Annotated in this window: 15 protein-coding genes; 4 read left to right on the plus strand and 11 right to left on the minus strand. The window is 41.6% G+C overall.

Features of this window, described 5'->3' with window-relative positions; all coding sequences use genetic code 11:
- The first annotated feature begins 84 nt into the window (after window positions 1–84).
- The 3 genes from MHN79_RS04305 to MHN79_RS04315 all read left to right on the plus strand — a co-directional run bounded on the left by MHN79_RS04305 (window position 85) and on the right by MHN79_RS04315 (window position 3,830).
- Window positions 85–1,656, plus strand: a complete 1,572-nt coding sequence (locus tag MHN79_RS04305; RefSeq protein ID WP_239171860.1) for a diguanylate cyclase — start codon at window positions 85–87, stop codon at window positions 1,654–1,656.
- 259 nt (window positions 1,657–1,915) lie between these two features.
- A complete protein-coding gene (locus tag MHN79_RS04310) occupies window positions 1,916–2,317 on the plus strand; it encodes a hypothetical protein (protein ID WP_239171861.1) in 402 nt (133 codons plus the stop codon).
- Window positions 2,318–2,696: 379 nt separating this feature from the next.
- A complete protein-coding gene (locus MHN79_RS04315; RefSeq protein WP_239171862.1) occupies window positions 2,697–3,830 on the plus strand; it encodes a hypothetical protein in 1,134 nt (377 codons plus the stop codon).
- A 40-nt stretch (window positions 3,831–3,870) separates the two neighbouring features.
- Here the strand turns inward: MHN79_RS04315 and MHN79_RS04320 are convergent, their stop codons facing one another.
- The 6 genes from MHN79_RS04320 to MHN79_RS04345 form a co-directional block, all read right to left on the minus strand.
- The gene (locus MHN79_RS04320) at window positions 3,871–4,491 is read right to left on the minus strand and encodes a hypothetical protein (protein ID WP_239171863.1); all 621 of its coding nucleotides are present in this window, start codon (window positions 4,489–4,491) and stop codon (window positions 3,871–3,873) included.
- Between the two features lie 234 nt (window positions 4,492–4,725).
- On the minus strand, window positions 4,726–5,361 hold the full coding sequence (locus tag MHN79_RS04325) for a DUF1629 domain-containing protein (protein WP_239171864.1): 636 nt from the start codon (window positions 5,359–5,361) through the stop codon (window positions 4,726–4,728).
- Window positions 5,362–5,400: 39 nt separating this feature from the next.
- Entirely contained in the window at window positions 5,401–6,021 is a 621-nt protein-coding gene (locus MHN79_RS04330) for a DUF1629 domain-containing protein (protein WP_239171865.1), read from the minus strand.
- A 1-nt stretch (window position 6,022) separates the two neighbouring features.
- On the minus strand, window positions 6,023–6,637 hold the full coding sequence (locus MHN79_RS04335) for an AHH domain-containing protein (RefSeq protein WP_239171866.1): 615 nt from the start codon (window positions 6,635–6,637) through the stop codon (window positions 6,023–6,025).
- Window positions 6,638–6,645: 8 nt separating this feature from the next.
- Complete coding sequence (locus tag MHN79_RS04340; RefSeq protein WP_239171867.1) at window positions 6,646–9,420, minus strand: DUF4150 domain-containing protein; 2,775 nt, start codon at window positions 9,418–9,420, stop codon at window positions 6,646–6,648.
- Window positions 9,421–9,447: 27 nt separating this feature from the next.
- Window positions 9,448–9,897 carry a hypothetical protein gene (locus tag MHN79_RS04345; protein ID WP_239171868.1) on the minus strand — a complete coding sequence of 150 codons (450 nt, stop codon included), beginning with the start codon at window positions 9,895–9,897 and terminating at the stop codon, window positions 9,448–9,450.
- Window positions 9,898–10,281: 384 nt separating this feature from the next.
- Between MHN79_RS04345 and MHN79_RS04350 the strand changes: the two genes are divergently transcribed.
- Complete coding sequence (locus tag MHN79_RS04350) at window positions 10,282–11,127, plus strand: LysR family transcriptional regulator (RefSeq protein ID WP_239171869.1); 846 nt, start codon at window positions 10,282–10,284, stop codon at window positions 11,125–11,127.
- On the opposite strand, the gene MHN79_RS04355 is transcribed toward MHN79_RS04350, so the two are convergent.
- The 5 genes from MHN79_RS04355 to MHN79_RS04375 all read right to left on the minus strand — a co-directional run bounded on the left by MHN79_RS04355 (window position 11,078) and on the right by MHN79_RS04375 (window position 15,150).
- Window positions 11,078–11,857, minus strand: a complete 780-nt coding sequence (locus tag MHN79_RS04355) for a TSUP family transporter (protein ID WP_239171870.1) — start codon at window positions 11,855–11,857, stop codon at window positions 11,078–11,080. The two genes, MHN79_RS04350 and MHN79_RS04355, sit on opposite strands and share 50 nt — an antisense overlap.
- 271 nt (window positions 11,858–12,128) lie before the next feature.
- Window positions 12,129–13,328, minus strand: a complete 1,200-nt coding sequence (locus MHN79_RS04360; protein ID WP_239171871.1) for an MFS transporter — start codon at window positions 13,326–13,328, stop codon at window positions 12,129–12,131.
- A gap of 6 nt (window positions 13,329–13,334) precedes the next feature.
- Window positions 13,335–13,718 carry a VOC family protein gene (locus tag MHN79_RS04365; RefSeq protein ID WP_239171872.1) on the minus strand — a complete coding sequence of 128 codons (384 nt, stop codon included), beginning with the start codon at window positions 13,716–13,718 and terminating at the stop codon, window positions 13,335–13,337.
- Window positions 13,688–14,425 carry a hypothetical protein gene (locus MHN79_RS04370; protein ID WP_239171873.1) on the minus strand — a complete coding sequence of 246 codons (738 nt, stop codon included), beginning with the start codon at window positions 14,423–14,425 and terminating at the stop codon, window positions 13,688–13,690. Before MHN79_RS04370 ends, MHN79_RS04365 begins: the two co-directional genes overlap by 31 nt.
- 122 nt (window positions 14,426–14,547) lie before the next feature.
- On the minus strand, window positions 14,548–15,150 hold the full coding sequence (locus MHN79_RS04375) for a DoxX family protein (protein ID WP_239171874.1): 603 nt from the start codon (window positions 15,148–15,150) through the stop codon (window positions 14,548–14,550).

Here is a 15,150-nt window from a genome sequence, read left to right on the forward strand (position 1 = left end):
ATATCCATTAATCACTATTCATAATTCATTAATATACTAAACTATCAATAAACAATAATTCATAGGATCAAATGGGGAGTTGGTTTGCATCGTAGTTCAAACTTACGGCCCGCTCTTGGGCTGAGACTTTTTGTTCACCTTGGTACACTCATTACCCTTATCGCAATATCTTTTGGTATTTTGGTGAGCGAGTATCAGGACCAAAAACGTCGGATTCTCGACAATTACTCCGTGATTATGGAGTCAAAAGTGCGCTCTAGTATTGGCGTGTACAACAAGTTTTCTCACTTTGTTTATCAGCAGATTGTAAACAACGAAAAGGTGCTTGAGCTATTAACAGTGGCGTTAAAAGAAAACGGAGTAAAGCGCGACGAGGCAAGGCTCAAGTTGTATCAGCTACTAAAATCTGACTACAAGTTGCTCAGATCTCATAACTTCAGGCAGCTACATTTCCACTTTCCAAATGGTGATAGCTTCCTCAGAGTTCATAAACCCGAAAAGTTCGGCGATAACTTGTTTTCCATTCGCGAATCAGTACGGTTAGCCAACACCGAACAACGTATAGTTGAAGGCTTTGAAGAAGGACGCATTTTCAACGGCTACCGATTTGTTTATCCCATTAACAAAGGACAACAGGCTCTTGGCAGTGTTGAAGTTTCCCTTTCGATGGGTAGCATTGTCGACCTACTGGTCGAGCTTTATCCACAAAATGACTTCCAGTTTATTATTAGTCAGGATGCGGTAGACTCAAAATTGTTTAAGGACATGAAGAATCACTACATCCCAAGTGTTCTAACTGATGGGTATTACTATGACAAAGCTGTGTTTGAAAAACATTTACGAGACGTTAACCACAGAAGCCTCATTGATCAGGCTAAAACCTACAGTAGCAAGCTAAAACCGCAATTTGACAAAAAAGAAAGTTTCTCACAAGCCGTCTCGATACAAGGCAAAGACTACATCATCAGTTTTCTTTCAATCAAAAACTTCAAAGACCAACATGTGGCTTACCTTATCAGCAGCTCTCGAGACAATTTGTTGGGGACTTTACTACAAAACTACGCCACCTACTTTATCCTGATTATCGTTGTGTCTTTGTTCTACATTTGGAATATTTACTCTGAATTTACTCATAAAAAAGAGCTAACTTACCTATCAAGTACCGATTTTTTAACTAAGCTTTCAAACCGAAATACCTTTACTGAAAACATACAGTTTGAACATGCTAAGTCGAAAAGCTTTAACACGACATTCAGCGTGATCCTGTTCGATATTGATCACTTCAAGAAAATCAATGATGAACTTGGACACAATGCAGGGGATGATTGCCTAAAAGAGCTCAGTGAACTCGTCTCAAAAAAGGTCAGACATACAGACACATTAGCAAGGTGGGGAGGAGAAGAGTTTATCATCTTACTCCCTGAAACACCGGAAGAGAGCGCGTTAAAAGTTGCCGAAGCGATTAGAAAAGCCATTGAGTCAAACGCCTTTTCACTAAATCGTACTGTCACCGTGAGTTTAGGGGTTGCAGAAATTACCCCGGACGACAGCAATGTGGATATGGTCATAGCCCGAGCTGACGAGGCATTGTATGCCTCAAAAGAAGCGGGAAGAAATAAGGCAAAAGCATGGTCTAGCTTAAACGTTAATAATTAGACACTCATAATCGACTCATGTAATAATCCAGCGTTAATTCTGCATAAATAATTAAAATCAGCTTAATCTTTTGTAAGCGAAACTTAATTACCTTATTTATTAATAGGGATGCTATTTTTAGAGCTAAAAATCAAAGTATTGTGATTTATTATTTAATAATTGAGACCTTATGCATATTTTATATTCTTGACTTGTTTACTCAGGTAAATGAAATGCCCTACCTTGTTGTAACATTTTAATAACAAGGAACGTTTATCATATGAAATTTTCATCTCTCCTATTGTCTTCATTGCTACTATTAAGTTCGTCAGTCTGTGCCAATACCACCACTTATGTCTATTGTGGCCCGTCTGATGGTGGTCGTGATTGGGATTGGCTGTTAGACCATGATGATAACTACGTCACCATAAAAGGACAGTGGGCGCGTATAACTGAAGCAAGTGGTCGTTACTTTAAAGTATTCAGAGTAAGTGAAGAATTATGGCTACAAAAATCTCTGCAATGCCCTGCTGGATATAATGTTCAACCTGCAGATAGTGGCACCTCTCGATGGGAAATTTTTGAAATCATACGTGCTAATGGCTCAAGCTATTTTATCAATGGATATAGGACCTATTATTTCCAAGGTCAAGTAGAATCTAATTTCCAACTCAGAGTCTAGAAGTAATATTAAATAAAACCAAGATGATTCAATTTATTAAAAATTGATCGGTAGGACAATTTAACTCATTATAGCCTCATGCAAAAATAAAAATAAGAAGGTACTTATGTTGAAAAAAACTATCCTATTGCTTGCTATCACTCTTTTTTCTTCTACCACTGCGCTAGCCAGTATAAGCTGTCCATTGGGTCAAGAGTTGGTTTGTGGTATCTACAATTGTACTTGTGTGGACATTTAGATTGCCAAATTAGAAAGTAATAACATGAAACCAATGGGCTATGTAATTAAACCTTAGACTGTTGGTTTTTTTCATCTCCATACTACTAAAAAACAATCCAGGTAATTAATAATCTGTCTTATTAAAAAATTAATTATAAAAATGAAAACACACTCTCTCATTAGTTTATTTTTTCTAGTATCTAGTGTAGATGCTCAAATTCCAACGTCTTGGAAACAAATCTCTTTGGGTAGCAGCCATACCTGCGCGCTATCAACCTCAAATGAGCTCTACTGTTGGGGAAACAATTACGCAGGCCAGCTAGGTGTTGGCTTGTCAGATGTTCACAGTGTAACAAGACCAAGCTTGGTCAGTCTATCTGAAGACACAAGGCAGCTTAGCCTAGCAGGCGCCCACTCTTGCGCCCTATCCACACAGGGCAATATTGCTTGTTGGGGTGACAATATGCGTTATTTACTTGGTCCAGGCTCTTATCGGCGCTTCGCTCCAAGACCGTTGCCGAGTCAAGCCTCAGCACTGGCGTTATCTATGGGAAGCAGTCATGCATGCTTAATCAAAGACAATAATGCAGCGCAATGCTGGGGGGATAACTTCTTTGGCCAACTTGGCACAGGCCGAACTCGACGTGAACTAACTCCTACCAATGTGGTGGAACCCTCTCCTTTAAGCGATATCCAAGTGGGAGAGAATTTCACATGCCTACAAACTCAATCCGGACAAGTAAAATGCTGGGGAAACAATTACTTTGGTCAGCTTGGGATTGGTTTTCCAACCAATCAGTCCAAAGATAATCAGTCTTACATGCTCCCTCAATTGGTTGAACTCGGTCGAGCTTCATCAGAAATTGCAACTGGTGAGCACTTTGCTTGCTCGCTACTGGATAATAAGCAAGTCAAATGTTGGGGTAATAACCAATCCGGTCAACTGGGAATAGGCAGTCAAACAAACAAAGCACAGCCGACAAGCCTAACTTTCTCAGACGATGTGGAAACGCTGGCGCTCGGTAAACAGCATGCCTGCGCCATACTGCAAAATGGTACACTGCAATGTTGGGGAGACAATCAATACGGGCAGCTAGGTATTGGCAGCCGTGACAGTCAAACCACCCCAACCACAGTCGCACTTGGCCAAAGTGCTAAACAAATATCACTGGGCGACAAACATACTTGCGCTCTATTAGCCGATGACTCCCTCAAATGTTGGGGCGACAATATACAAGGTCAATTAGGCTTGGGTCATAGAGAGCTAAAAGCCACCCCGCATAGTGTTAATTAAAAAAGGAGGCTAAGCCTCCTTTTTCAGCAAGGCCTATCAATTAAGCGGGAACAAACTGCATGCCCATCACCCAATCAGAAACCTTTACAAAATTTAGCGTGTCCACATTGTGCTTTTTAAACGCCCTAACCACTTTTTCATGCACCATAATATGCGGGTAATCACTGTATTTAGGCATAAAGACTAAACGCTCACTTTCTGGCATCGCATTAAGCTTATCGTCATCTAGATAATATTCATCTATGGTATGTCGTGTATCATCTGGGTCAAAATCATCAATATCACACTTTTCCAGATTTAATACATCCATTTTTTCAAAAACATTAAATACCCAATAGCCGTCATGAAACTTATCATTATCATCCACAATAACCGCCGGATAAGCTTGGCAACATGGATTATCGATATTGCCCAAAGATTGCTTTATTACATCGGAAAAGACTGGATAGGTTGAATCTAAATGCGCTTGCTTAATAGGGCGAGAAATACCTCTCGCGCGATCTTCATCGCGATAGCCATTTTCAAAAAACATTGGCTCACCGCCAGTGAGCTTGGTGTACTCATAGTCTCTCATAGCCGAATGTTTTTGCGGTTTTAGATACAGGGTGTTTTCATCATAATGCTCAAAAACAATATAGTATTGACTGTTATATTGACTCATCGTCCTACCTTAGGTGTCCATCTTGTACTTTGGTATGTAATGGTTTTTTTATTCCATCGTGTGCCGCTGTTTAGTTCAAACTTACCAAAAATAATAAAACGCCCAACCCTTGATGCTAAAGTAAGTGAGTAATACTTTATTAAGCGAGTTAGAAATACGCTAAGACTTATTTACACCAAATACCAAGGAGAGATCCCCCTTTGCATTCGAAATTTAGTTAAGCAAGCATACCGATTAAAAAACATTGAACTCATCGCCGACATGATATTCACTCGCTTTAAAAAAGCGAATACCTTTAACATTATACTTTTTAAAAATATCGACGACTTTTTGATGAAAGAAAATCTCTCCTGTTGTTGTATTGCCAACCTGAAAAATTAAGCGTTCGTTTTCGGGGATTGCATCGAGCACATCTTCTCGAAACCGGTAATTATCCATATCGGGTTTAATACCAAAACCATCAATTTCTGTGGTTCCATCCCCTGGCATAAAAAATTGGCTTCTTTTAAAATCAACACAATCTAAGCGTTGAAATGTATTCAGTGCCCAGAGCCCTTCAACTGCATTATTGTTCTCATCTTGAATAATTGCTGGAAAAAACTGACTGCCATAGAGGCCATCTTCAAGCAGCTCTTTAAGTTTGGCTGTAACCACAAAACTCGGAACGTCAAATGCTATTACGTAATCTTGCTGCAAAAAGTCCACATTATCATTATCAGAGACAAAGGTAAGTGGTTTTATACCAAAGTTAAGCTTTTCAAAATCCCAATGAGTATTGGCCGTATATTGAGTTGGTGTTAAGTCATTATCATACTCTTCAAAATCATCATCAGAAAAAATAATGTAATAAGACTCATCATAAATATTCAAAATCAACCACCATTATTAATACATTACTATCAATATGAATTAGATAAACTCCATTCCGAATTTATATTGACTTACTTTTAAAAAATTTATATTTTTTATATTATTTTTATTAAAAATATCCACAACTTTTTTATGAACGAAAATATTGGTAACATCTGTATTATCCATTACAAATAAAAGCCTATCCTCTTCAGGGATATTATCTAATATTTCTTTTGATAAATAAAAAGATTTTATAGATGGTAGGACACTAATACCACTCAAAGATTTTACCCCACCAGGATAAATAGCTACTGATTTTTCTCGATCCCAACAGTCCAGTGGCTCAAAAACATTTAAAACCCATACATCATCTCTTATTCCTTTATCTTCACCCTTTACAACCGCGGGATAAAACTTAGCTCCATATAAGCCATTTTCTAATTGAACCTTTAGCTTATCCGAAACAACAATACTACCTATTGGAAAAAATACTTCATACTCTCCATTAGCAAAGCTAAGATCTGGCGTTTCAGTGGTAAATATTATAGGTCTGTGCCCAAAGTCAAGCTCTTCGGAATCATAGTTTCGTCTTGCTGAAGAATCATCAGGTTCAATGTCGTACTCCTCATAATCTGGGTTTGCAAACAATAAGTAATAATCTTCATTGTAATCTTTCATGCTACCTACCAACTTCCAATTTATAAGGGACTTGTTTAAAACTGCTAAACTTTGCATGATCTACGTCTCGATTGCAAACTATTGATTCACCGACACTATATTTTGAAAACAAAGCTGGACCTGACGTTTCTCCACCGCAGCCGGGTTCATTTTTTTCAAAGGCTCTATAAGCCTTTGTTAAAGGTATTTCAAAATTACTAATTTTTGTAAGAACAGAACGGCTATATAAGCTGATATACTTTCTAACCGTTTTCTCATTACCTGTTGCACAGTTATCCTCTAATTTTTTAGTTGCCTTCCTCAGCATGTTTGCAATATGTTTATGGTAGGATTTAGGGTGATCATCATCACTATCATTAGTATCAACAAACCCGGGATGGTTACCACGATGAACCTGCACTCTTAAGTAACAAGCAGCATCCATTTCATTCGGTAACGCTACTAAGTTTTCTCTTACGTTGATATCATATCCATAACTAACTAATTCTTTGTCTTTTTTGGATTTAATGAAGCCTTGTTGGGACAATAAATGATGTACCTGCATTTTTATCCCGTGATTGATAGGATGATTTGGATCTTTTTCAGCTGGATCCAATACAACTTCTCTATATCCCATTTTGCACCTTAAATATACTCTAACGTGCCCCGTTTATAACGTGGCGTTTTATGTTGATTGGAATGACATAATCGGCAGCTCGCATCCCGTTTAACCGCTTTCTTTTTGGCAGTCATGGTTGTAACAGGCTTGCCTTTAAATTTCCCAAGTGGGCGTTTAACCAGTTTTTCCGCCAGCTCTTGATAATCGGCCAGCACATCAATTAAGCTCTCTACCGCTTTAATAAATGAATCTAGTGCTTTGGCAGCATTTCGAATCCCTTTCACTTTTTTCGCTCCTCCAGCCAAGCGAGCAACCAAGGTGGCAATGCGAGCCGCAGCGCCTGTACCTAGAGTAAAAATCGCCAGAACTATGGTAAGCACCAGTTCAAGGAGTAAGTAAGTACCTGCTTTGCCGCCGTAGTAGAAATAGAAATTGGGCGGAATAGCCTCTAGCATTAAAGACAGGTAGGTTACATACGTGAGAATCGTATCGTGGTCTTCGATAATGGCCATGGCTCTAGGAAATTGCTCATGTCCCTTAACTTCCATCGCCCACTCAGGATCAAGCTCCATTAATACGGTATCAACAAAGGTTTGAACCGCATCGACATCACCATCAGAAATTTTCTGCGGAAGCGCTAAAATTGTCTGGCGATGTTTAGCGATACATTCTAACTTTCGCACCACATCTTGGCTTTCAGCATACAACTGACCCACTTCTTCAATGGCCTCATCGACTGATTGGAAAACGCTGTCTTGGAATGAATCAAACTCTCTACCTAAGGTTTCTAATACCCAAGTCGGATTGTTAAGCTGCCCCTTTTCATTAAGCATGGCCTTAGTGATAGTATTGAATTTATCGGCCGAATAAATCGCCAGCTTATCAACCACAGAAGAAGACAAATCTGAAATGGTGTCGGCGGCATCCCCCCAAAAACTGGGCGATAGCATATCAACGATATCCGCCCCCCAAGCTTTAGCGCCGTCAATCACGCCATCACCTAGAGTCCAATAACCCTTTTCATCCCATTGCTGTCGAAAGCCTTGCATATCATCGACCAGTGTGTTGTAGGCACCATCTAGACTGGCCTCTACGCTTTCTTGAATATTACTGATCTGCTTTTCTATACCCGGCTCACCAACAAAGTCAAGGGTGACGGTATTGGTATTGGGTTTTAGAGTATTAAATACCGCCACACCGCCTTCAATTTGTTGGGTTTCATTGGCCAACTCAATACTTTCAGATTCGGTGCTGCGAGCAGGTAACGCATTTAGCGCAACATTCTCTTCATGTAATACAGAATTGGTCGTCACGGTTAGATTTTGCGCGTAAATCGGAGTCTGCCAACGGTCTGAATATATCGCCCGTACTTTAATCCACTTTTGCTCCTCAAGGTCGATTTTGGGCAGGGTATTGACCACCACTTCTATGGTGCCCGCTTCAGCGGAGTAGATATTGTCGGCTGCTTGAATGACAGACACGCCTAAAGTATTGCTCATCAATTGCTGCGACTTATCCTCTAAACGAGTAAAAGCTTGCGCCAATTTATCCGATAATGCCTTGGTATAAGTGTCTATAGTTTTGATGTGCTTGGCGTAAATATCGGCGGAAAGATAGACATAGTTGAGGCGACTGGCTTCTTGTTGCAGCGACTCGATACGACTTTTTACCTTGCCAAGCAAGCTCTCAATCTCGCTATTAAGTAGGTTTTTGGTTTGCTGCCACGGGTACTCATTAAGGAAGGTTTGCGGGTTACCTTTACCCCTTGCGCGCATGTACGCCAACATGCGATCTGTGGTTTCATGCTTAGGTAAACGAAACAGCACCGACAACAGCTCACCTTCTTCTACCACCATAGGCAGAGCTTGGACTAATAGAGCGTCATAGCTTGCATCGGCCAAACTCTCGATGCCCGCCACTAAAGACTCAGCCAAGAGATTATATTTAAAGTCTGGATGGCGCAGCGCAAAGTGAGATTGGGTTTCCGCTTTCACCATCTCGGCAAAGTAGCGATCGGCGGTGAGACTTTTGCCCATGGTGCCCCAGCCTTCCACAGGAGGCGCGACGCGATTCGGGTGCCAAAATAGTTGCTGGCCTTTAGACACTGAATCAAAAAATTCATCGTCTAAGAAAGAAGGAAGATAATAAGGGTTGTCAATCCGAACGGGTCGGACGATATAATCATCAACACTTTCTTGAGCAACAATTTTTATTTGCCCAGGTTTTAACCCTGACACCTTACTTTTGCCCGCCATATCAAAAACGCCGGCAGACACAGGCATTCCCGAGGGCTTGGTGATGATAAATTCGGCATTTTTTAACAAAATGCCATCTGGGTAGCGGGCTTTTACATAAACGGTATAGGTACCTTCGTCTTCTTCGGTTACCGTGACAGGCGGGTTTTGTACCCCGCCCAAACACATGGTGTTGGCTTTGTTCATCGTCATTTGGTCAGACAAGCGAGCAACACCTTTACCTTCAATAAGCACATTGGGCGAGGCGGAAATAAACTCGGCTTCTGCCTCTATGGTGCCAGAAGAGACCCCTTTTTGATCGCCGTCAGCATCGCCCGTACTTTTGGCAAATTTACTGCCTTTGAGCGCAATACTGTTACCACCATCAGCGGTAACTGTGGTTGTGCCATCAACCAAATCCGCTGATTTGGCATTGTTGCCGTAAGGGATAGGCACAACAGCGGGCCCAATGGTCGTCAAACAGACGTCAGGTAAGGTTGCATTTGCCTCACCACCAGAGCCCTTATGAACAATACTTAGTCCGTTTGCATTGATAGTAACAGACATGATTACTCCTTGATTCGCTAAACCGACCTAATTTAAGGTGATTTTTTCGCCTCGGATCTTGTTCGATTTCTGGGCATTGGTGGTTATATAGTCGGCTTTAGTGGTAATGCGACCATCGTTTCCACTGAGTTTAGTTTTGGCTGAACCAGAGCCTATGACGACTTCCTCTTTGCCTTCGAGTATCACGCGTTCAGCACTTATGATTAGCTCCTCTTTTGCCATCAATGAGAAATAGATATCCCTGACAATAGGGGCCGATAGATCGCCCTTCATAAATTCAATTCGGCAATCAAGTTGGTTATCTATTGCCATATTGATTTGAGCACGAGTAAAAGGCCTACCTATGGGGGCAAGCACAGGCTCTTGACTCGGGTTGCCTTCAAAATCGATGCTTAGATGATTGTTATCAGAGTGAATGCTTTTGATGTGCCCAATACGAGCGGAAATTCGTTTGCTCGATGAGGTTTGTGATGCCATTGCGAATGTTCCATATCAAACTTGAATCATTTGGCCAATATACCAGCGGTCAAAAGAACAGCACACCAAGCTTAAAGCAAACACCTCCGACGCATTAACTAGCCACAAATAAAAAAGTACAGATAAAAATACAACAAGATAAAAATAACGCCGATCCAACTAGTGTTTTTACCTAAATAAGCAGTCAAAAAACCTTTACTTGTTGTGATATGGATCTCAATAAATAATTGAAATAAATAAACGACATATAGTTGAAAAAGTCTATTGATATACCAGAGTGATACAAAGACGACTTTATTCACACAGGCGGTTTAAGTCTTTAGTATCAACTTCTGTCTAATTAGGCTACATTGAGTTATTCATTCCTATTTTTCAACATTAGTTATGTTACTTGAAGGCATTGAAACTTTGCTGGTTTTGAGCAAAGCCAAAACCATGAGTCGTACGGGAAGTTTGCTGTATATCAGCCAATCAGCAGTCAGTAAACGGATTGCCAATTTAGAAAAGAAGCTGGATAAAAAGCTGATTGAGCCTTGCGGCCGTTCAATAAAGCTCACCGCAGATGGACAGGCTTTGATCGACAGCATTGGCCCTTCATTTAACGAGCTGCGCGGCCTTATTTATGAACAGCAAACGCTGCAAGATACTTCATGGATAACTCTAGATAGCTCCAAGTCTCTGATTGCAGGATATCTTGGCAAAACCATCGCGGATTACTTAAAACACGATGCCTTTTTGACCATAACTACCAACCACACACCGCGAATTGTTGAACATGTCAAATCGGGTAAAGCCACATTGGGCCTATGCGCTGGATTAATGCCCGCCCATCATGGCCTACTCACGTTCCACTTAGCTGATGAGCCTTTTGCGATAGTGTATAATAAGCCGTTAAATAAGCTGCCCGAGACCATCATTACCAATGATTTAACCAATCCATCCAACAGTTATCAGCGACAAACCCTAGATAAGTTTAATATCACACCAATTATGGAAATGGACGCTTATACTGCCGCCGCTCAGCTTGCTCTGGGTGGAACCGCGCCCGCGCTTATACCTAACTCTATTATCAAAACCTTAAGCATCTCAGAAAAGTATTGTTTTCGTTTTGCTGAACTGGCGCATCTTATCCGTCCCATCCATATTTGTGTCAGACAAAATGTGTATCAATCGCCACGAGTTAAAACATTGATAGCAACCATTGGTGATGCTGTTGCCAAAGCAGTTTAAGTGCCATCACCATGGACATAGTTATCACCAAAGGTCGAATCCATTTTTGCCCTTTTGTTACTACCACTTTCGCGCCAAGACGTGCCCCGATAAAACCGCCAACGGCCATCACTAAACCAAGTTGCCAAATAGGCAAGCCAGCAATTATAAAAAACAGCAGCGCAGCAATATTAGAGGTAAAGTTGAGCACCTTAGTTCGAGCAGTCGCCGCAACCAAAGAAAATTGCCCAATCACCACAAAGCACACGGTAAAGATGGAACCTGTTCCGGGGCCAAAAAATCCATCATAAAAACCCACACCACCACCCACACACAAGGCAAACATTGCCTCTGATATCTTTGCTTCACCCGAGTGTGCTTTAGCTTTAGGCATGAGCAGGAAGTACAAGGAAATAGCCAAGAGTAAAATGGGAATTAAACTGGTCAGAATACCTGCATCAACATACTGTACAGCTTCAGCACCAATTGCAGCGCCTATAAAGGTGCAGCCAATAGCAAGGCGCATTTCTTTGAGGCTCACAATACCGTTGCGAACAAAGTACCAACTCGCTGAGAAACTGCCAAATGAGCTTTGCAGTTTATTGGTCGCCAGTGCCTGAGTTGGGGGAACGCCCGCTGCAAGTAACGCTGGCAAGGTGAGTAATCCTCCCCCGCCAGCCATAGCATCAATAAAACCAGCCGCAGTAGCGACCAAAAAAAGTAAGGTTAATATTTCAAATGAGATGTCCATATCGAGAGCTTGTTAATTAGCAATTGATAATAAACATATCACTCTATTTCAGACACACATAAGGAAAGCTTAGATATTAACCTATTCCTTTTTTTCATGATTAATTGAAAGCAAAATTGTGCTCTGACTTATCCTTGAGCAGGTTCGAAGCTTTGGGTGGTACCAAAACATCAAGAGAGGGTTTATTGGCCACTTGGGCAACACAAAAAACTCAAGAAAGCCGCTGAATATAAAGTATGACTTTCTTGAGCGACATGTTTTAACCTAATGACTAAACCATCTGAACTGATTTTTGGTCAGCGCCTGCATTAAAGCGGACCAATACAGCTAATCCAGGTAAGGTCGCAATGGCAACATATAAGCCAACGTATGCAGAACTTAACAACATCGCTTCTGTTACTATCAGCGGCGTGAGACCACCAAAGATCGATAATGCAATGTTATAACCAACTCCTAACCCGGTAGTTTGGTTGGCTGATTGCTGCCATAACAGCGCAGCTAAGTTACCTAAAATGATCGCAGCCAATGCACTAATACCAAACACAGCTATGGCTTGCCAGATAAATTTACTAGAATCAAGCAGCACAAACAAAGGTATCGCCGCCAACAGCATAAACAGCGCCCCAAATTTAAACGCTTGTTGTGGCGAAGAATATTTGTCGACGAGAAAAGAAAATACAAGCAACAACAAAACAAGTAACGATGAATTTATCAACGCAAGATTTTCGATACCCATGGCTTTGCCCAAAATGCCGCTGGCTAGGTTCTGTACATAGAACACCACAGCACCAAGAATGGATATACAAAACACTTTGGCAATGATCTGACAACTAGACTTACTGGCCACCGCTTCTGCTTTAGGCAATTCAGGTAGAGAAAGACGTAAATATAAGCTTACAATGATATTTGCTACACCCACTAACAGTGGTACTCGCCATCCCCAATCACTCATCTCTTCTGTGGTTAAGTAGTGTTCTAAAGCTGCAACGATAACAAGGGAAATGATCACACCCACAATGGAGCTCGCGACAATCAAACTGCTCACTCGTGAACGTTCTGACTTCTTCGCATCGTAGAGAAGGTAATTGATTAGGGTTGGGTATTCACCACCGAAGCTAAATGCTTGAATCATTTGGAAGAACAAGAATACAACCACAATGTACTGCCCCACACTATCCACGGGGACAAACGCCATCGAGACAGTTGCTAAACCCGTCAATAGGTTACAAAAAACCAATGCCCGTTTACGACCATATCTGTCGGCATAGCGACCAATGACGACACCGCCAAAAGGTCGGATCAAAAAACGTAAAGCAAAGACTCCCCACACCACCAGTTCTGAGTGTTCAATGCCTTGGGTGGCAAATAGCTGGGAAATGTACATAGATATCGATGCGAATACAGCGATATCATAAAACTCCATGGCATTACCAAGGACAGCACTGGAGCGCTGCTTCCAAGTAAGTGACATTCTGTTTTACTCCTCTATAAGTTCTAATTGATTTCCATCGGGATCTGAACAGAAAAAGTAACGGAAACTACCTAGCCTAGCGTTGTAAATAGTAGTAATGTTAGTGACTTCCGATAATTTTCTATGAAAGGCTTCAAGATCATTGACTCGCAAAGCAAAGTGGGTGATGCCCACTCTTTTTAGCGCGATCAAAGATTCAGGAACTGGGGCTGAAACATCCCCACAAAAATGAAAAAGCTCGATTCTCGAGCCTTGGTTTTCCAACATATGAATGGTGACCTGCTCATCCTGATAACTTCGTTCAAGCTGATAACCAAGCAATGCATAGAAATCTTGGCTAGCGACTAAATCACTAACCGTTAACGATACATGATGAAACTGTCCAGACACGCGACCGTCACTCCATGTTCCACCAATTTTCTAAAGAAGACCGAATCAGGCTGAGATTCACAGCCAAGTTTGCATTTGATGATATAGATTCGTCGAGCCTCTTCTGTCTCTTTACAACCGCGAAGTAAAGCCACCTCTTGAAAGGTTTTCATCTCAAGAAAGTAACGCACACTGGTCAGTTCATCGTGCGTCAGCATCAAGTTGCCAAACACATAAGGTTTGTTTTCAGCGTCATTCGACTGAGTTGAATTGGCTACCGACAAACTATCGATAGAGATCTGTATTTGTTTATCGCTCCAGCATTCAAGCGCAAGGTGGTTAACCTTAGGGCGAAACGCAATCGCCTGACTGACCACATCGCACGGCAAGGGCGTAATTGGCAAAGAGATAGAGAGGATGTCGTACTGCGAGCCCTGATTCGTCACAATATCAACACGGTTATGGCTGGCTTTGGCCGACTCACGGAAATTTTGGGCTCCCTGACTGTTCCAAAGATTAATCCCCGGTCTGAGACGCGAATGGAGGTTTTTGTACAGCTCATCGCCCCAATAAGCCAGATGCCACGAGTAGTTGGTCGATACGGTCTTCACTTGCTCCAACTGAGTATCTACTCGAGAAAAAGACACCGTCTGGTCGACTCCCATGTATTCAATATAGCGTTTGAATACATGGCACATCGCTTCCATGTCCGCGTTACGTACATCCACAACTGTTTAACATTATCAATAAAACAATATGCGCATAATACACTATAAGTTTGGTTTTGCTACTGAATACAAGAATATAGATTTTCCCGCTGCGAAAGCAGCGGGCTTGATTGAATGAAGATCTAGTTAGGTTTAACTGAAGTAACATTGAATGGTTTGCGTAACCAGTAATCTAGGCTCACGTATCGGCCGCCACCGTAGAAAAACAGCACCATCAACATAACAAAATAGGTTGCGGCAAACTCCATCCCATTATTGAGCATCACAGGATCGCCAAGTTCTGTAATATAGTTGTATCGACCGGGAAAGTTAGCAGCTAGCCATTCAATAAACCCGTTCAACCGCACACTTGCTTCCATGCTGCTAGTAGCAATAGCGTCCCAACCATGTTTCCAATGCACCATGGCGCTGGCAACGCTCATCAAAAAGATCATTGGAATGGCCATCACTCTGGTAAAAAGACCCAAAGCAATACAAATACACCCGACCACTTCAGTCGCGGCAGCAAGAAATGCCAGAAGCTCAGGAAAAGGAAGGTTTAAGCCACCATCAGCCGCAGGAGCGCCAAACCAAGCAACTGTGCCCGAGAATCCCAAAACTTTAGAGCGAGCACCGACAAAGATAACCGGGATAAGATAAAGACGAATAGCAAGTAAGACAAGATAATCATACCTTTGACACTTTTCCACTAAGCCATCGAACCAATTAAGAGCTGACTTAATCAT

The sequence above is a fragment of the Vibrio sp. Of14-4 genome (assembly GCF_022347625.1).
Taxonomy (GTDB): domain Bacteria; phylum Pseudomonadota; class Gammaproteobacteria; order Enterobacterales; family Vibrionaceae; genus Vibrio; species Vibrio pristinus.